The organism is Alitabrizicola rongguiensis, assembly GCF_021491355.1.
Taxonomy (GTDB): domain Bacteria; phylum Pseudomonadota; class Alphaproteobacteria; order Rhodobacterales; family Rhodobacteraceae; genus Aliitabrizicola; species Aliitabrizicola rongguiensis.
On the sequence record NZ_JAKENF010000002.1, the window covers coordinates 584,347 to 601,746 of the forward strand.

17 protein-coding genes are annotated in these 17,400 nt (G+C 64.2%); 11 read left to right on the forward strand and 6 right to left on the reverse strand.

Annotated elements, in window-relative coordinates:
* Positions 1–94: 94 nt before the first annotated feature.
* From L0V05_RS08775 to L0V05_RS08795, 5 genes are read left to right on the forward strand one after another with little or no spacing between them, the layout of a single operon-like run.
* Positions 95–1,156: an ABC transporter ATP-binding protein gene (locus tag L0V05_RS08775; protein WP_234869732.1), complete on the forward strand. Its 1,062-nt coding sequence runs from the start codon at positions 95–97 to the stop codon at positions 1,154–1,156.
* 25 nt (positions 1,157–1,181) lie between these two features.
* Positions 1,182–2,339: a polyamine ABC transporter substrate-binding protein gene (locus L0V05_RS08780; RefSeq protein WP_234869733.1), complete on the forward strand. Its 1,158-nt coding sequence runs from the start codon at positions 1,182–1,184 to the stop codon at positions 2,337–2,339.
* Between the two features lies 1 nt (position 2,340).
* Positions 2,341–3,207, forward strand: a complete 867-nt coding sequence (locus L0V05_RS08785) for an ABC transporter permease (RefSeq protein ID WP_234869734.1) — start codon at positions 2,341–2,343, stop codon at positions 3,205–3,207.
* Entirely contained in the window at positions 3,207–4,016 is an 810-nt protein-coding gene (locus L0V05_RS08790) for an ABC transporter permease (RefSeq protein WP_234869735.1), read from the forward strand. The genes L0V05_RS08785 and L0V05_RS08790 overlap by 1 nt, the downstream gene beginning before the upstream one ends.
* Positions 4,006–4,752, forward strand: a complete 747-nt coding sequence (locus tag L0V05_RS08795) for an SDR family NAD(P)-dependent oxidoreductase (RefSeq protein WP_234869736.1) — start codon at positions 4,006–4,008, stop codon at positions 4,750–4,752. Before L0V05_RS08790 ends, L0V05_RS08795 begins: the two co-directional genes overlap by 11 nt.
* A 19-nt stretch (positions 4,753–4,771) precedes the next feature.
* Here the strand turns inward: L0V05_RS08795 and L0V05_RS08800 are convergent, their stop codons facing one another.
* Genes L0V05_RS08800 through iolC form a run of 3 tightly spaced genes read right to left on the reverse strand, consistent with a single transcriptional unit; the run spans position 4,772 to position 7,462 of the window.
* Positions 4,772–5,638 carry a class II fructose-bisphosphate aldolase gene (locus L0V05_RS08800; RefSeq protein ID WP_234869737.1) on the reverse strand — a complete coding sequence of 289 codons (867 nt, stop codon included), beginning with the start codon at positions 5,636–5,638 and terminating at the stop codon, positions 4,772–4,774.
* Positions 5,635–6,477, reverse strand: coding sequence for a 5-deoxy-glucuronate isomerase (locus L0V05_RS08805; protein WP_234869738.1), 843 nt, complete (start codon positions 6,475–6,477; stop codon positions 5,635–5,637). Before L0V05_RS08805 ends, L0V05_RS08800 begins: the two co-directional genes overlap by 4 nt.
* 19 nt (positions 6,478–6,496) lie before the next feature.
* Entirely contained in the window at positions 6,497–7,462 is a 966-nt protein-coding gene (gene iolC, locus L0V05_RS08810; protein WP_234869739.1) for a 5-dehydro-2-deoxygluconokinase, read from the reverse strand.
* Between the two features lie 180 nt (positions 7,463–7,642).
* Here iolC and L0V05_RS08815 point away from each other — a divergent pair, with 180 nt between their 5' ends.
* Genes L0V05_RS08815 through L0V05_RS08825 form a run of 3 tightly spaced genes read left to right on the forward strand, consistent with a single transcriptional unit; the run spans position 7,643 to position 10,805 of the window.
* On the forward strand, positions 7,643–8,743 hold the full coding sequence (locus tag L0V05_RS08815) for a Gfo/Idh/MocA family protein (protein WP_234869740.1): 1,101 nt from the start codon (positions 7,643–7,645) through the stop codon (positions 8,741–8,743).
* Positions 8,744–8,753: 10 nt separating this feature from the next.
* Positions 8,754–9,638, forward strand: a complete 885-nt coding sequence (locus tag L0V05_RS08820) for a TIM barrel protein (RefSeq protein WP_234869741.1) — start codon at positions 8,754–8,756, stop codon at positions 9,636–9,638.
* Positions 9,639–9,647: 9 nt separating this feature from the next.
* Positions 9,648–10,805 carry a Gfo/Idh/MocA family protein gene (locus tag L0V05_RS08825; protein WP_234869742.1) on the forward strand — a complete coding sequence of 386 codons (1,158 nt, stop codon included), beginning with the start codon at positions 9,648–9,650 and terminating at the stop codon, positions 10,803–10,805.
* On the opposite strand, the gene L0V05_RS08830 is transcribed toward L0V05_RS08825, so the two are convergent.
* A complete protein-coding gene (locus L0V05_RS08830) occupies positions 10,802–11,800 on the reverse strand; it encodes a LacI family DNA-binding transcriptional regulator (protein WP_234869743.1) in 999 nt (332 codons plus the stop codon). The genes L0V05_RS08825 and L0V05_RS08830 overlap by 4 nt on opposite strands.
* Positions 11,801–12,152: 352 nt before the next feature.
* Here L0V05_RS08830 and mgtA point away from each other — a divergent pair, with 352 nt between their 5' ends.
* A complete protein-coding gene (gene mgtA / locus L0V05_RS08835) occupies positions 12,153–14,735 on the forward strand; it encodes a magnesium-translocating P-type ATPase (RefSeq protein ID WP_234869744.1) in 2,583 nt (860 codons plus the stop codon).
* Positions 14,736–14,877: 142 nt separating this feature from the next.
* Here mgtA and L0V05_RS08840 read toward each other — a convergent pair whose 3' ends face one another.
* On the reverse strand, positions 14,878–15,783 hold the full coding sequence (locus tag L0V05_RS08840) for an alpha/beta hydrolase fold domain-containing protein (protein ID WP_234869745.1): 906 nt from the start codon (positions 15,781–15,783) through the stop codon (positions 14,878–14,880).
* Positions 15,784–16,000: 217 nt separating this feature from the next.
* Between L0V05_RS08840 and L0V05_RS08845 the strand changes: the two genes are divergently transcribed.
* Positions 16,001–16,264, forward strand: a complete 264-nt coding sequence (locus L0V05_RS08845) for a hypothetical protein (RefSeq protein WP_234869746.1) — start codon at positions 16,001–16,003, stop codon at positions 16,262–16,264.
* A 17-nt stretch (positions 16,265–16,281) separates the two neighbouring features.
* Positions 16,282–16,635 carry an EF-hand domain-containing protein gene (locus L0V05_RS08850; protein WP_234869747.1) on the forward strand — a complete coding sequence of 118 codons (354 nt, stop codon included), beginning with the start codon at positions 16,282–16,284 and terminating at the stop codon, positions 16,633–16,635.
* 190 nt (positions 16,636–16,825) lie between these two features.
* Here the strand turns inward: L0V05_RS08850 and L0V05_RS08855 are convergent, their stop codons facing one another.
* A complete protein-coding gene (locus L0V05_RS08855; protein WP_234869748.1) occupies positions 16,826–17,275 on the reverse strand; it encodes a hypothetical protein in 450 nt (149 codons plus the stop codon).
* Positions 17,276–17,400 lie beyond the last annotated feature (125 nt).

Consider the following 17,400-nt stretch of genomic DNA (forward strand, 5'->3'; position numbering starts at 1 on the left):
CCCGAAATACCACTTTTGGGGTATATGACCGCACCTGCCTTTCCCTGATCGTTTGATGCAAGACCCCGCAAATGGGGCGCGCAGGGGGTAGAACGTGGCGCCAGAAGCCATCTCCGATCTGGAATTCCGACACCTGACCAAGCGGTATGGCGAGGTCGAGGCGGTGTCGGGGATCGACCTTTCCGTGCCTAAGGGCGCCTTCCTCGCGATTCTCGGTCCCTCGGGCTGCGGCAAGACCACCTGTCTGCGAATGATCGGCGGGTTCGAACAGCCGACAGAAGGTGAGGTCCGCATTGCCGGGCAGGTCGTGAACGGCATCCCCGCCTATCAGCGGCCCGTCAACATGGTTTTCCAGCACTACGCGCTGTTTCCCCACATGAACGTCGCCGAGAACGTGGGCTATGGGTTGCGCCAGATGCGCCCTCGCCTGCCCAGCACCGAGATCGACCGCCGGGTTGGCGAGGCGCTCGAGATGGTTCGCCTCGGTTCCTTCGCCAAACGTCGGACGCACGAGATGTCGGGCGGACAGCAGCAGCGGGTCGCCCTCGCCCGTGCCATCGTCAACCGCCCGAAGATCCTGCTTCTGGACGAACCCCTGGCCGCGCTGGACAAGAAGCTGCGCGGCGACATGCAGTTGGAACTGCTCCAGTTGCAGCGGGAACTGGGCATCACCTTCGTGCTGGTCACCCATGACCAGGAAGAGGCGCTGTCGATGGCCGACCTCGTCTGCGTGATGAGCGCGGGCCGCATCAGCCAGCTCGGTACCCCGCAAGAGGTCTACGACCATCCGACCGATCTGTTCGTCGCCGACTTTGTCGGCAAAACCAACCGAATCCCGGTCACGGTAGATGGCGGGGTGCTGCGGCTCGCCGATGGCCGCGCCCTGCCCGGCGCCTCGGCGCTTCACGGATCTGCCATCGCCGCCCTTCGCCCCGAGGCAATCCGCATCGCCCGCGCGGGCGATGGTCTACCCGGCACCGTCACCCACCGGATCTTCCTCGGCTCCTTCGCCGAATACGCCGTCGCCGTCCCCGGGATCGGCGACATCCTCGTCACGACCGACCGACGCGGCGCAACCGAGGCTGATCTGATCGCCCCCGGCGAGGCCGTATGCCTGACCTACGACCCAGCCGCCGTGCTGGTGTTCCCACAATAACGACAACCGACAGAGAGGGCTTCCTATGACCAAGGACTTCAAGGACACGCCGATCACGCCGGATCGGTTCATGACGGAATTCATGCGCTGGAAGCGCGGGTCGATCACCCGGCGGCATTTCATGGGTGTGACGGGACTGGGCCTTGCCACCGCCGTGCTGTCGCGCTTCCCCGGCGCAGGGGTCAACCCGGCCTTTGCCGAGGACCTTGGCACCCAGATGGCGATTGCCACATGGCCCAACTACCACGACCCCGCCACGTTCGAGAACTTCACCGCCGCGACCGGCGTGGCCGTCGAGGTCAACGTATTTGGCTCCAACGAAGAGATGTTGGCCAAGCTGCAGGCGGGCGGCGCGGGCTGGTCGCTGTTCGTGCCGACCAACTACACGATCTCGACCTATGCCGGGCTGAAGCTGATCGACGCGCTGGACCTTTCGAAGATTCCGAACTTCTCGCCTTCGACACAGAATCCACGCTTCACCTCGGAAGGCATGGTCGACGGCACGACCTATGCCTTGCCGAAGAACTGGGGCACGACCGGTTTCGCGGTGAATACGGCCGAACTGAAGGCGCCGCTGACCTCGTGGAAAGACTTCTTCGCCGTCGCGATGAACGAGGCTGACGGCCGCGCGATGGTGCATGACTACCAGCTGACCACCATTGGCTCGGCGCTCGTCTCGCTTGGCCTCGACTTCAACTCGACCAAGCCCGAGGATCTGGCCCAGGCCGAGAAGCTGCTGCTGGAGGTCAAGCCGCACCTCTTTGCGATCAACTCGGACTACCAGCCCTCGATGCGGTCCACCGATGCGTGGATGACGATGTGCTGGACGAACGACGGCGCGCAGCTGAACCGCGACATGCCCGAGATCGCCTATATCCTCGGCACCGACGGCGGCGAGATCTGGACCGACTACTATGCCATCCCGAGCTCGGCCCCGAACAAGGCCGCGGGCTATGCGCTCCTGAACTTCCTGATGGACCCGGCCGTCGCGGTGAAGGAGCATATCGCCAACGGCGCGCCCGCCACCGACAGCCGGGTGATCGCCCTGCTGCCGCCCGAGATCACCAGCAACAAGATCGTCTATCCCGACGAAGCCTCGCTGACGCCGCTGGAGTTCGGTGCGGCGGCGACGCTGACCGACCCGGGCCGGGCGGAACTCATGGCGCGCTTCAAGTCGGCCTGAGATGGCACTCTCGGCAGCAGCCAGAAAAAGATGGGTCACGGCGGCGCTTCTGGCGCCCGCCGGGCTCTGGCTGTTCTTCTTCCTTGCCCTCCCGTTCCTCGCGATCCTTGTGTTCTCTCTCGGGGAACGGGCTCCCGCCGGCGGCTATCAGCCGGCGCTGACACTGGCCAACTATCTGAACCTCCCGGCCCGTGGGGCAGCCTTCCTGAACACGGCCCTGCTGGCACCAGTCGGAGCCGCGCTCTGCCTTGCCATCGCTTATCCGGCCGCGTGGTTCCTGGCGCTGCGGGTCGATCCGCGGCACCGACTCCTGCTGGTGGCACTCATGATCGTGCCCTTCTGGACCTCGATGCTCGTCCGGACCTACGCCTGGATGTACCTGCTCGGTGCCCGTGGCATTCCCCAGCTTCTGGAGATGATCGGGATCGAAAACATCCGGCTCATCAACACGCCCGGCGCGGTGCTTCTCGGCATCGTCTACGGCTACCTGCCGCTGATGGTCATGCCCATCTATGTCAGCCTTGAAAAGCTGGACCGCCGCCTGCTGGAGGCGTCTTCGGATCTTGGCGCCCGGCCCATGTCGACCTTTCTGACCGTCACCCTGCCCCTGTCGATGCCCGGCGTGATGACGGGCGTGGCGCTGGTGTCGATCCTGCTTTTGGGCGAATACCTGATCCCGCAGATGCTTGGGGGCGGCAAGGTCTACTTCATCGGCAATGCGCTCGTGGACCTGTTCCTGCAATCGCGCAACTGGCCCTTCGGGTCGGCGATCGCGGTTACGCTGGTGCTGGGCGTCGTGGGAGTTCTGCTCATCACCATGCGGATCGCGTGGAAGGTGTCGGGCACCAGGCAGATGGATCTCGTCTGATGCGCGTGTTCCTGTCCGCCGTCTATCTGTTCCTCTACGCGCCGATTGCGCTGGTCGTGGTATTCTCGTTCAACGCCGGACGCAGCGCGACGCAAATGACCGGCTTTTCACTGCAATGGTATGGCAAGGCACTGTCGAACGTCTTCCTAACCGATGCCCTGAAGACCTCACTGATCGTGGCCTTCACTTCGGCCGCACTGGCCGCGGTCTTCGGCACGATGGCTGCGATGGGGATGGAGCGGCTCGGACCCCGCCTGCGCGCTGTCTTCGATGGCATGCTGGCCGCCGCGATTGTCGTGCCCGGCGTGGTCATCGGCATCGCGACCCTTGTCGCGCTGGCGGGCCTGTTTGGGGTCATCAACCCGGTTCTGGCCGAGCTTTCATCGACCGCGCCCCAGTTCCAGATGGGCTACCTCTCGCTGATCGCGGCCCATGGCCTGTTCTCGATGGCGTTGGTCGCGATGATCGTGAAGGCCCGGATCGCCAGCTTGTCGCGGGATATCGTCGAGGCGTCCTACGACCTTTACGCCCCGCCTTTCGCCACTTTCTTCCAGATCGTCCTGCCGCAACTGCGTCCGTCGATCCTGGCGGGATTCCTGATGTCCTTCACCTTCTCCTTCGACGATTTCATCATCGCATTCTTCGTCGCCGGGGCGAAGACGACGCTGCCGATGTATGTCTTCGCCTCGATCCGGCGCGGCGTGACGCCCGAGATCAACGCCATCGCCACCATGGTCCTTGTCGCCTCTCTGATCCTGATCGCGCTGGCCTGGCTTCTGATGCGGGAAAGGAAACCCCATGCTGCTTGAGGGCAAGGTCGCCATCGTTACCGGAGCTGCCTCCGGCATCGGTGAGGCGGGCGCCGCCGCCATGGCACGCGAGGGGGCGCGCGTGGTGATCTTCGACCGTGACGGCGACCGCGCCCGCGCGGTGGCCAAGCGGATTGACGCCGAGGCGGTAGCGGTGGATGTGGCTGACGACGCGGGGCTCAACGCGGCCATAGCCGATGTCCTGTCCCGCCACGGACGCATCGACATCCTGCACAACCACGCGGGGATCCAGGTCGCCGGTGATCTGGAGCAGGTCGCGGTGAAGGGCTTTGACGACTCCTGGGCCGTGAATGTGCGGGCGCATTTCATCGCGGCTCGGGCAGTGGTGCCGGCTATGAAGGCGCAGGGCAGCGGCGTCATCCTGAATACGTCTTCGTCCTCGGGCATCCAGTACGACCGCGAGATGATCGCCTATGCCACCACCAAGCATGCCGTTGTCGCCATGACGAGACAGATGGCGGGCGATTTCGGCAGGTACGGCATTCGTGTCAATGCGTTGTGCCCCGGCTGGGTGGACACCCCGTTCAACGCGCCCTTCATGGAACAGATGGGCGGTCGAGCGGCGCTCGAGGCTTACGTGGCCGAACGCGTGCCCCTGGGACGTTGGGCCCAACTCGATGAGATGGCCGAGCCGATCCTGTTCCTGGTGTCGGACCGATCGTCCTACATGACAGGGCAGGTCCTGGTTGTGGACGGCGGCGAGACCGTGGTCTGAACCGCCGCACTCCCAATCATCAAGGCGCGGGCATGCTCCGGCCATTGGCCATTTCAGAGGGACAGAGGCTCTCGATTGCTGTTCTGGCTGCATCCGAGACGGGTTCTATGGTTTCTCGCAGGATGCGGATGCGGTCGAACTCCTCGGGGTTCCTGAGCAGCGCCTCGCGCAGCGACACGCCGAAGGCCATGCGAAGTTCAGTCCCGATGTTGACCTTGCAGACCGCGGTCTCTTCGGCGAGCCGGCGGCGCAGGGCGATCGGGATGCCGGACCCACCATGCAGGACGAGCGGGAGCCCAGGTGCGGCAGCCTCGATCGCCTTCAGCCTCCCAAGGTCCAGTTCGGCGACGGCCGAGGTCATGAGGTGGTTGTTGCCGACCGAGACGGCAAGCGCATCCACCCCTGTTTCGCGGGCAAAAAGTGCGACCTCGGCCGGGTCTGTGCCCATCGAGGCTGCGCCGCCGTGGTATCCGACATAACCGAGTTCGGCCTCGACCGAGACGCCACAGCTTCGGGCCAGCGCTGCGATCTCGGCAGTCCGAGCGATGTTGTGCTCCAGCGGCAGGGTCGAGCCGTCGAACATGACCGAGGTAAAGCCACAGTCGATGGCCTGCCGGCAGACCGCAACATCTTCCCCGTGGTCGAGATGGGCCACTACCGGAACCGAAGCGCCCTGCGCCAAAGCGTGGAACATGGCGCCGAAGACCGGAAGCGGCATATGTGCCCGTGCGCCCGGCCCGGCCTGCAGGATCACCGGCCGCGATGCAGCCTCGGCCGCACGGACATAGGCGACCGCATCCTCCCATCCCAAGACAACAAGGCCGGCGACGGCAGTGCGGTCGGTCAGGCAGGGTGTCAGAACGTCCTTCAGCGTCGCGCGTGTCATTTGAACTTGGCGATCATGTCCTTGATGCCGGGGATCGTCTCGATCTGGTCGGCATGGCTCGGCTGGAAATACTGCACCAGCGATCGTTGGGTCTCACCACCGAGGATGGTGAAGTAATACATCTCGTAGCCAGGCAGGACGCAGCAGGGATGATAGCCCCTGTCGATGGCAACCGTCGATCCGTCGACCACATGGTAAGCGTCTCCCGGCAGGCCATCCTCGCGCTGAAGCATCTGCAAGCCGGAGCCACGGGGCGGATTGAAGCGGAAGTTGTAGACCTCGTCATGCCGAGTCTCATCCGGCAAGCGCGTGGTGTCGTGCTTGTGGCTGGGAAAGCCCGACCAGCCGCCCGCACCGACCGTATAGAGCTCTGACACCAGCAGACGGCCGACGCGGCCATGATACTTCGTGCCAAGGATGTGCTTGATCTTTCGGTGCGTCTTGGTGTCGTCCGACCCGTATTGCACAGGGTCGATGTCGGAGGCGCGGACCGCGAAAGGCGACAGCACCTCATCGAACCGCGCGCCAGCAACGAAGACCTCAGCCGCGTCAGACAGGCAGGTTACGGTGGCTTCGGCCCCGGTCGGGACGTAGACGCCCTCGGGCTCCCCGTCCCAGACATTCAGCCGCCTGCAGCCGATGTCGTCGAAGACCTGCCCCATCGTTTCGACCCGCACCGTTCCCGTCGCGGGCACGATGCAGGTCTCGTAGCCCGGCACCGTCGAAATGACGGTCTCGCCGCGCGCCAGCCGCAGGATGTTGAACCAGACCAGCGGAACGAGCGGGTCGTCTGCGCCGATAATCGGCTGGTTGCGGTTGTCGAAGGGGGGGATGTGCATTGTGGTTTTCCTCCACCACTCAGTACCTGCTCATGAACTCATCGAGCGTCGCACGATCGGGAGAGGCCGGGGCGCAGCCGATGCCTGCCACGATGATCGCCGCCGTCGCCGCGCCGCGCCCTACAGAAGCCTCCAGTGTCTTTCCTTGGGCAAGACCCGCAAGCAGCCCACCCATGAAGCCGTCGCCGGCCCCCATCGGCTTTAGTGCTGCGACGGGGAAAATGCCCGATCTGAAAGAGTAATCGGCGGTGAATGTGATGCTGCCCTCGGCGCCGCGCTTATAGACCGTGAAACAGGCCCCACCCCACGCAAGGTCGCGGGCAAGGTCCTGGCCGCGCTCGCCATTCCCTGCGAGAAGCCCGAACTCGTCATCATTGCCGACGACAACATCGACCGTCCTCGCCATCGAAAGGCAGATCTCCGCCGCCTCGGCCTGCGAGGTCCAGGAATAGGCGCGGTAGTCGAGATCGAGCACGACGATCGCCCCGGCCTTCCGGGCCCGAGACGCCGCGGCAACGGCAGCCCCGCGCGACGGCTCTCTTGCCAGCGCGGTTCCGGTGATGACCAGCGCCGCGACACCATCGAAGGCGACCCGTTCCACATCGTCCTGGGTCAAGGCGAAGTCCGCCGCGCCGTTGCGGTAGAGAACAGCCTGGGCGCTGACAGGGCGGGTCTCGACAACGGCGAGCGAGGTGCGTGCCTCGCCCGAGACGCGCCGGACATGCCCCGTTTCAACGCCAAAACGCGCGAGTTCCGCCAGACAGTAGCGCCCGACCGCATCGTCGGAAACACAGGACAACAGGGAAGCAGTCGCTCCCTGCCTTGCCAGCGCGACAGCAATGTTCCCCGCAGACCCGCCGATGGCAGAGACATAGCGGCTTGCCTCCTCGATCCGGGTGCCGGGCGGGTCGGCATACAAGTCCATCCCCACACGTCCGAGAACGACGAAGCGGTTCGATCGAAGACGCTCCCACAGGCGCTGCATCACGTCACCTTGGCTGCCCGTGCGCCGGGGCCCATGAACTGGAGGACGGCGATCATGACATTCCGATTCCGTTTGGTTCCTCTTCTCGGCAGGCCCGGAGTGAATCCGAGTTGACGAGTCCCGGAACTCACGATAGCCATTTTGCAACCGGTTGCAATTTCTTTTCCAGAGGTCTGCACGATGCGGGAAATCGGCATCGGAATCGTTGGCGGCGGCTATATGGGCAAGGCCCATTCCGTTGCGATGGCGGCGGTTGGCGCAGTTTTCGACACGCAACTGCGGCCAAGGCTGGAAATGATATGCGCCACGAGTCCCACCTCCGCCGAGCGGTATCGGACAGCCTATGGCTTCGCTCAGGCGACCTCGGATTGGCGCGTCCTTGTGGGCGATCCGAAGGTCGAAGCCGTGGTGATCGCTTCTCCGCAAGAGACACACCGGGCGATTGCGGAGTATGCCTTTTCCCTTGGTAAACCAGTGTTCTGCGAGAAGCCGCTTGGCGCAAACCTTGACGACAGCCGTGCCATGGTCGCGGCGGCCGAGGCGTCGGGGGCGGTGAACATGGTCGGATTCAACTACATCCGTACGCCGGCCTCGCAATTCGCCCGCGCTCTTGTCGCTTCGGGCGAGATTGGCAAGGTGACCTGGTTCCGCGGCGAACACACCGAGGATTTCGACGCAGACGGCACGCGCCCCGCGACCTGGCGCAACTTCGGTGCTGCCAATGGCACGATGGGCGATCTTGCACCCCATATGATCAACGCCGCGCTGGCTCTGGTCGGGCCCATCGCCAGGCTCAGTGCAGACATCGCGACCGTTCACGCCGAGCGCCCCGGCCACGAGGGGCGAGCGGTCAATGATGACCTCGGACAGTTCATGTGCCGGTTCGAGAACGGTGCGATGGGCCATCTGTCGTTCAGCCGGATCGCCCATGGCCGGAAGATGGGCTACGCCTACGAGATCACCGGAACGCGAGGCGCGATCCGATTCGATCAGGAAGACCAGAATGCGCTCTGGCTGTACAAGGCAGACGACCCGGCAACGATCCGGGGGTTCCGCAAGATTCTGACCGGCCCGGACCATCCCGACTATTTGGCCTTCTGCCAGGGTCCAGGGCACGGCACCGGATATCAGGACCAGATCATCATCGAGGCGAAGGACTTTCTGACAGCCATCGCCGAAGGCAAGTCACGCTGGCCGACCTTCCGCGACGGGATGGAAGTAAACCGCGTCATTGCCGCCGCGCAGGCCTCGGCGGCTTCGGGAACATGGATGGAACTGTGAGAGGGTTGAGATGATCAGGATCGGCAATGCGCCCTGTTCCTGGGGTGTCGAATTTGCGGACGATTCGCGAAATCCCCCCTGGCGCAAGGTGCTTTCAGACTGCGCTGCTGCCGGATACCGCGGGATTGAACTCGGTCCGATCGGCTACATGCCCGAAGATCCGACAACCCTGGCAGACGCGCTCGCCGAGAATGGGCTGACCCTGATCGGCGGGGTGGTGTTCCGTCCGTTTCACGATCCGTCGAAATGGGACGAGGTCTGGGATGCCAGCGAGCGCACCTGCAGGGCGTTGACCTCCCACGGTGCGCGGCATCTTGTGCTCATCGACTCGATTTCGCCGCGGCGGGCGCCGACCGCCGGCCGTGCCAGCGAGGCCGAGCAGATGGATGCCGCCGAGTGGGCGGGCTTCGTCGATCGGATCCGCAAGGTCGCTCAGCTTGGCGTCGATCACGGGCTGTCGGTCGGCATCCATGCCCATGCGGCAGGCTTCATCGACTTCGAGCCGGAACTCGAACGACTTCTGGACGAGATCGACGAGCGGCTCCTGAAGATCTGCTTCGACACGGGCCACCATTCCTATGCCGGCTTCGATCCGGTGGCGTTCATGCGCCGGCATATCGGGCGCATTTCCTACATGCATTTCAAGGACATCGATCCGCAGGTGAAGGCTCGCGCCGTCGCGAACCGGACCGGGTTCTACGATGCCTGCGCCCAGGGCATCTTCTGCAATCTCGGGCGCGGCGACGTGGATTTTCCCGCCGTCCGCCAGATCCTGCTCGATGCCGGGTTCGAGGGATGGTGCACAGTGGAGCAGGACTGTGACCCGGCGGGACCCACATCGCCAATCGACGATGCCCGCGCCAACCGGGCCTATCTTTCCTCGATCGGCTTCTAGGAGGCGAACATGAAACGGCTGAACTGGGGTCTGATCGGTGGTGGCAAAGGCAGCCAGATCGGACCGGCCCATCGCATCGCTGCTGGCCTCGACGGGTATTTCACCCTGGCCGCCGGGGCGCTCGACGTCGATCCCGAGGCGGGTCGCGCTTTCGCAAGCGCACTTGGAATCGCGCCCGACCGGGCCTACGGCGACTGGTGCGAGATGCTCGAAGGCGAAAGAAACCGGCCCGACCGGATCGACCTGGTGACGGTGGCTACGCCCAATGCAACCCACTATGCCATCGCCAAGGCCTTTCTGGAGGCAGGCATCAACGTGCTTTGTGAAAAGCCGATGACGGTGACCGAAGCCGAGGCCGAGGACCTTGTCCTGACCGCCCGAAGGATGGGCCGCATCTGCGCGGTGAACTATGGCTATACCGGCTATGCACTTGTGCGGCACATGCGGGCGATGGTGGCGCGCGGCGATCTTGGTCGGGTGCGGGTCGTCGTGGCCGAATTCGCCCATGGGCACCACGCCAATGCGGCGGATGCCGACAACCCGCGGGTCCGCTGGCGCTACGATCCGGCGCAGGCCGGCGTTTCGGCCCAGTTTGCCGATTGCGGCATCCATGCGATGCACATGGCGAGCTTCGTCACCGGGCAGCAGGTGGAGCGGCTCTCGTCCGATTTCGCTTCGTGCCTGCCGTCCCGGGTGCTCGAGGACGACGCGATGGTGAATTTCCGGATGGATGGCGGCACCGTGGGGCGTCTCTGGACCTCTTCGGTCGCGATCGGACGGCAGCATGGCCTGACGCTGCAGGTCTTTGGCGAAACCGGAGGGCTGCGTTGGGCGCAGGAGCAGCCGAACCAGCTTTACTACATGCCGCTCGGCGGGCGGCTGCAGGTCATCGAGCGCGGCGAGGGCAATCTCTCGCCCGAGGCCGACCGCGCAAGCAGGGTGACCGTGGGCCATGCGGAGGGGATGCCTCTTGCCTTCGGCAACATCTACCGCGACCTGGGCGAAAGCCTTCTGGCGGCGGCGGAGGGACGAAGGCCCGATCCCGCGATCACGCTGTTCCCGACAGCCGAAGACGGGCTGCGCTCCATAGCCGCGATCCATGCTGCGGTGGCCTCGGCCAGGGCTGACGGGGCCTGGGTCGATGCGAGGCCCACGCTCTTCCGTTAGGGCAAGGGCCGCAGCGTCCGCCGTTCGACGATGTGGCAGGGAAACAGCCTGACTTCCGGCGCGCGGGCCGGATCATTGAAGGTCGAGACGATGAGATCGATCGAGGCGGCCACGATCGCCTCGAAGGGCTGGTGGATCGTCGTCAGGGCAATGTTGGACCAAGAGGCGATTTCCATGTCGTTCAGGCCGATAATGCCGATCTCGTCGGGAATCCGCAGCCCTGCCTCGGCGGCGGCCGAGAGCGCCCCGATCGACAGAACGTCGTCGGCGCAAAACCAGGCGTCAGGCCGCGTCTCCTGCGCGAGAAGACGTTGCATAGCGGAATGGCCCGCCTCGAAGCTGTAGGCACCGGCAAATCCGATTGTGACGGGAACCCCTTGCCGGGCGGCATGTTCGGAAAACCCCGCAAGCCGGTCCTGGGTGGTGGAGGCTCCCTCGGGCCCGCCAAGGAATCCGAGCTGTCGGTATCCGCGTGCAATCAATGTCTCGGCCGCCATGCGCCCCGCCGCGACGTTATCGATCGCGACGACGTTCACCTTCGGCTCGGCCTCGGCCCTGCCAAAGGCATGAACCACGGGCAGTCCGGCATCGCGGAACGCTCGGGCAAAGTCGGTCGGCAGATGCGACGACGCGACGATGACCCCGTCAACCGAGTATTGTCTGAGAAGCTGCACGGAACGGGCGGGATCGGTGTCCTCCGTCAGGTTGAGCAGAAGCGGCCGCAGACCACGCTCCTGGATTGCCCGAGTGAACTGGTCGAAGATCTGCAGGAAGACCGGATTGCGGAAGTTGTTCGAAACGAGACCCACAAGTTGCGTGCGCCGCGTCGTGAGGCTTCTCGCCAGCATGTTGGGGCTGTACCCGAGCTCGGCAGCCGCCTTCTCGACCTTGGCGCGCGTCTTGGCCGAGACCGAGGCGCCTTCGGTGAAGGCGCGCGACACAGCGGCCCTCGACACGCCGGCCCGCTCCGCAACCTCTTTCAGCGTGATCGCCATCCGCTCCTGCCGCTGCGCCTTCCCTGTTCCCGCCCGCCGGGCTGTCTGACCGCCAGATCATCGGGGCGCCCCCCTGCGCAAGGCGCGCGCGATGACATCCATCTATTGCATGGCGCCCGCCATTCCGCCACTTCCAGATCGCCCGGGCGACCAGACGGCAGAGTGGAAGCGCATTGGCGCAAAGGCCACTTTGCGCGAGCAGGCCGCCGGAAGGCACCTTCGCGGCGCCAAGCCGGGCGCGATTGACGCTCGAATATGGACTTTGCCTGCAACCGCTTGATGAGCCGAGATATCCGTAGCGATACTTGCGTGCTATCAAAGGCGACAGACAAGCCTGCGTGCGAGAGCAAAAATGCATGAGGCGACGGGTGATGCCGCCTTCTGGAGCCAGGATGTCGCCGCACTGACGGCAAGTCTGGAGGCTGGGGCGGACGGGCTTTCGGCGCGTCAGGCGCAATCACGCCTTGCAGACCTTGGGCCGAACCACCTTGAAGCGGCGCCGAAGCTCGGCGTGCTTCGACTTGTCCTGAGGCAGATCGAAAGCCCGATCGTCCTGATCCTTCTGGCCGCCGCCGCGATTTCGCTGGTTCTTCGGCAATGGGTCGATGCCGGGATTGTCCTCCTGATCGTGCTGGGCAGCGGGACGCTTGGCTTCTTTCAGGAATACCGTGCCTCGGTCGCCGTCGAGGCGCTCAAGAACCGGCTGGCACTGACCGCACGCGTGCTCCGCGACGGTGCCGAGACCAGTCTTCCCGTCAGCGGACTCGTGCCCGGTGATATGATCCTGCTTTCGGCGGGAAACCTCGTACCAGCTGACGGCCGGGTGATCGAAGCGCAGGATTTCCTGGTCAGCGAGGCCAGCATCACGGGCGAGTCGTTCCCGGTCGAAAAGCGCCCCGGCATCGTGCCACCTGACGCACCTGTGGGAGAACGCTCCAACATGGTCTGGCTTGGCGCGTCGGTGCGCAGCGGCACCGCGCGGGTCCTTGTCACCGCGACCGGCCGCAACACTGCCTTTGGAGCCATCGCCGCCCAGATCGCATCACGCGAGCCAGAGACCGATTTCGCGCGTGGCCTTCGGCAATTCGGCTATCTCCTCATCCGGGTGACTGTGCTGGTCGTGCTTTTCGTGTTCTGCGCCAACCTGCTGCTCGACCGGCCGATGATCGACTCGCTGATGTTCGCCGCTGCACTTGCCGTTGGTCTATCGCCCGAACTCCTGCCGGCGATCGTAAGCGTCACGTTGGCGGCAGGGGCGCAGCGCATGGCCAAGGCGGGCGTCATCGTGCGCCGGCTTGAAGCCATCGAGAACCTCGGCTCGATGACTGTGCTGTGCTGTGACAAGACCGGCAGCCTCACCGAAGGCAAGCTGGTTCTTCGCGACGCCCTGGATCCGGCGGGCGCTGCATCAGAGCAGGTGAAGCGGCTGGCCTGGCTCAATGCCAGCTTCGAGACCGGGATCGAGAACCCGCTCGACGCAGCGCTCGTGGAAGCAGGCAAGGTGGCAGGGTTCGCCTCGGCCGGCATCACCAAGATCGACGAGATCCCTTATGACTTCGAGCGTCGGCGACTGACTATCGTGCTGTCAGAAAGCGGATCGGACGGTCACCTCATGGTGACCAAGGGCGCCTTTTCCGAAGTGCTCGGCACCTGCACCCTGGTGCAGGACGGCGGTGATGCGGTGCCGCTGGATGTGCCCCGCCGTGCGGCGCTTGAGGCGATCTTCCGCGAGCGCAGCAGCGAAGGCCTGCGCGTGCTCGCGGTTGCGACGCGCCGCTTTGCGGCACGGCCCGACTACGCCCGGACCGACGAGAAGGAGATGACGTTCCAGGGCTTCCTCGCCTTCCTCGACCCGCCGAAGGCCGACGCGGCTGCAACCATCGCCTCGCTGCGCAGCCTGGGCATCGCGATCCGAGTGATCAGCGGCGACAACCGTCTGGTCACGGCCCATGTTGCCCGCGCGGTAGGGCTTGATGCCGATGCCATGCTGACGGGTGAGCAGATCGCCGGAATGCGCGACGAGGCACTGTGGCACCTTGCCCCTCGCACGGATCTGTTTGTGGAGATTGATCCGCAGCAGAAAGAGCGCATCGTGCGCGCGCTTCAGCGCACCGGAGGGGTCGTCGGCTTTCTTGGCGACGGGATCAACGACGCCCCTGCCCTTCATGCCGCTGACGTCGGAATTTCGGTGGCCGAGGCTGTGGACGTGGCCCGCGAAAGCGCCGACATCGTTCTGACGCGCCGCGACCTTGAGGTGCTGCGCGCAGGGGTCGAGGGCGGGCGGCGTACATTCGCCAATACGCTCAAATACATCTCGATCACGATCAGTGCCAATTTCGGCAACATGATCAGCATGGCGGTCATGACGCCCTTCCTGCCGTTCCTGCCGCTGGCTGCGAAACAGATCCTCCTGAACAACTTCCTGTCGGATCTGCCGTCTCTGACGATTGCAGGCGACCGTGTCGATCCGGAACGCCTGTCGTCGCCGCAGCGCTGGAACGTCGCTGAGATCCGGTCCTTCATGATCGTCTTCGGGTTGGTCAGCTCGATCTTCGACTTCCTTACCTTCGGCCTGCTGCTTTGGGTGCTAAAGGCGGACGAGCCGGTCTTTCAGACGACCTGGTTCATGATCTCGCTCATGACCGAACTGGCGGTTGTGCTGATCCTCCGAACCCGCCGCCCGGTATTCCGCAGCCGACCGGGGACAATCCTTCTGTCGTCGACGCTTCTGGTCTTTGCCTTCACATTCGCCATTCCCTGGCTTGGCCCGCTGAGCGCGCTCTTCGGTTTTGTGCCGCTGTCGTTGGGTACGCTCTCTGCGATCCTCGCCATTCTCATCGGCTATATGGCTGCAACCGAAGTGACGAAGAGCTGGTTTTTCCGCGCGTCCCCCCGATCCGGAGACGGGACGAGGGCCCCGCCATCCCGCAACTGACTGGAAATTATTGAAAACCTGGCGCTTTGAGCATGGCGCCGCCGGCACCCGTCTGCCCTTTTCAATAGGTCGTCAGCCCATCAGATGACAGCTCACCTAACGCGGGCGTTTCAAATCGAACCAGCTCGATGCGAACGGGTCGTTACTGCAGTCGCTCGGCCAGAAACACAGCGACCTCGCCCGCGGTATCCTCGCCGGAAAGACCCGTGGTGGATGGATCCACACCCTGAACCACGACGAAGTCGACAAGTGCAGAAGGATCCGCGGCGATCCACGCATCGCGCAGGCGGCCCGATTGCAACTGCGGCACATCCAGATCGCCATCGGCGTGACGGATCATCAGCGGCGGCAGCTTTTGCCCCGCAGGCCAGGCTGAAAGAACGCCAATGGGTCCTACCTCGTCGGCCTTGGCCCGGTTCCCGGCAATCGGGAAACCCAGAAGTAGGCTTTCGGGACTATCGGCCGCATCGGCTGGTCCACGTGCAGGCACACGGTCAAGCGCGGCCATATCGGCATCCAACTGGCCGAAGGCCATGGGCCCTCCGAAATCCACGATCGCCCGCGGGGCCTGTCCTTCTCGCGTCAGTTCCAGTCCGGCAGTCACCGCGAGGAAGCCGCCCGCAGATTTTCCCCAAAGGGCATAGCGCGCAGGATCGAGCCCGAATTGCGGGCCAGCCGTGCGAAGGAACCGCGCCGCCGCAACGACGTCATCGCGCGGACCCGGCCACTTCGCCTCGGCCGCTGGTCGGTAGTTCACGCGCACGACGGCAATGCCAAGATCAAGCAGCGGCTCTGGCACCGGGGTATCGGACTTGTCTCCTCCGGTGAAGTCGCCACCATGAATGTCGATCACGTAGGGAAATGGTCCGTCACCGGCCGGCAGGTACAGGTCAAGCCTGTTCTTCTCGGACTCCGGGGCATAGCGGATGTCGGTCTGGGCGGCCGCCGGCCGCTGCGCCTGGGCGACGAAGTACAGACCTGCCGCAGTCGCCGCCGCCATGATCAGCGCGGCAAGAACTGACAGGAGTCGACTCGGTTGTTCCGCCACTCCACGCTTCCCCGCTGGCTTTTGTTTTGTCTGTCGGCGCCCAGTTTCGACCCAGTCGCGGCAAGACGTCAACTGCGGCCGGTACTCTGCGCGCAATAAATGCACACCCCCTCGTGACAGGGCAGACGGGACAGCTTATCGTGCCTGCGGCGATCACATCCACAAGATGTGCGCCCACTTATCAGGATTGTACGAATTACAGCCAATAGGATCAGGCATGAATAAACCGATCACACTTCTGCTGGCCATCGCGTTCACAACGACCGCAGCCCTGGCCCAGACCACCACGACGCAGGAGACCGAGAAACAGAAGCGCGATCACGAGATCGGCTGCATCGCCGGCACGGCCGCGGGCGTCCTTCTCGGGGCCGCGGTCGGCGGTATCTTCGGCGGCGGAGTCGGCAAGTCGCTTATGGAGATTGCGGGTGGCGGCGGCGGCGGCTTCGTCGGCCACAAACTGGCCTGCAAGAAGCAGTCGTGATTGGAAAGGACATAGAGATGATCCTTCGCATCCTGACTGCCACACTCGCCCTGTCTCTTCTTGCCATTCCCGCCTTCGCCGAGGATGCGCCCACCGTTCCGGGTGAGGCCGCCAACCTTGTAGACCGCAATGGCGATGAGGTGATCACTGTCGATGAAATGGACGCGTTCGTCGCCGCGGTTTATCCGGCGCTTGACGCCAATGGCGACGGCAAGGTCGACAAGACCGAGGCGCTCGTCGTCTTTTCCGAAGAGCAGTTTACCGCGATCGATACGAATGGCGACGGCGTGATCTCTGTCGAGGAACTCACCGAGCAGGTGCGGTCCGACTTCAAGACCGCCGACCAGGACGGCGACGGCGTCCTGAAGTGACCACAGAGGCGGCTGAGCACAGCCGCCGCAGGTTTCTGAACTCAGGTCGACGGCAGAAATGCCGGCGACCTTTCTTCATGAAGAACGGTCTCTTCTGAACAAGCCGAACGTTCGCCTCGTCGGGGCCTTTGGATCGTACGGCTGCGGGCCAATCAGCCTGTCCAGGACGACAGCCGTCACGCGCAGGTTCTCAATGGCAGTTCGGATGAGTCCCGATGTCGTCGGCGCTGACGACACGGTTGTTGGCGTTGGTCACCTGGACACACTGGAGCGTCTTGGGATTGTAGTAGATCCCGTACAACGTGTCTCCGGACGAGAATGAATCGACGTCGTTGAAACCGCGCGACATGATGACGTCGATGGCTTTGATCGAGTCCATCCCTTGCAGGTCCGAGATCTTCGCTTTCCCCGAGCTCGACGGGGCGGCCTGACCCGCTGCGGGAGGAGTCATCGGCTGCCCGTCTTCCGCCGCCCGGCAACCCTTCTTGTAGGATTCTCCGTGCTGGTTCTGGTCGTAGCGCCCCTGAGAGCAGTCCTTGTATCCGCGTTCGTATTCGCGCTGAGAGACGGTCTTGGCCTGGCCAGCCGTGGCGAGGGCAATGACCATGACGGCGGAGAGAAGCGAAACGGCGGTGTTCATGATGTGAATAGTCCCTTTGCACTACAGAATTGGCGCCCTGGGCCTGGGCACCACCGCTTTCCATGCGGACGATTGCGTCGGTGCGCTATCCAGATTGCGAAGCTTCGGGCGATTTCGCATTTCAC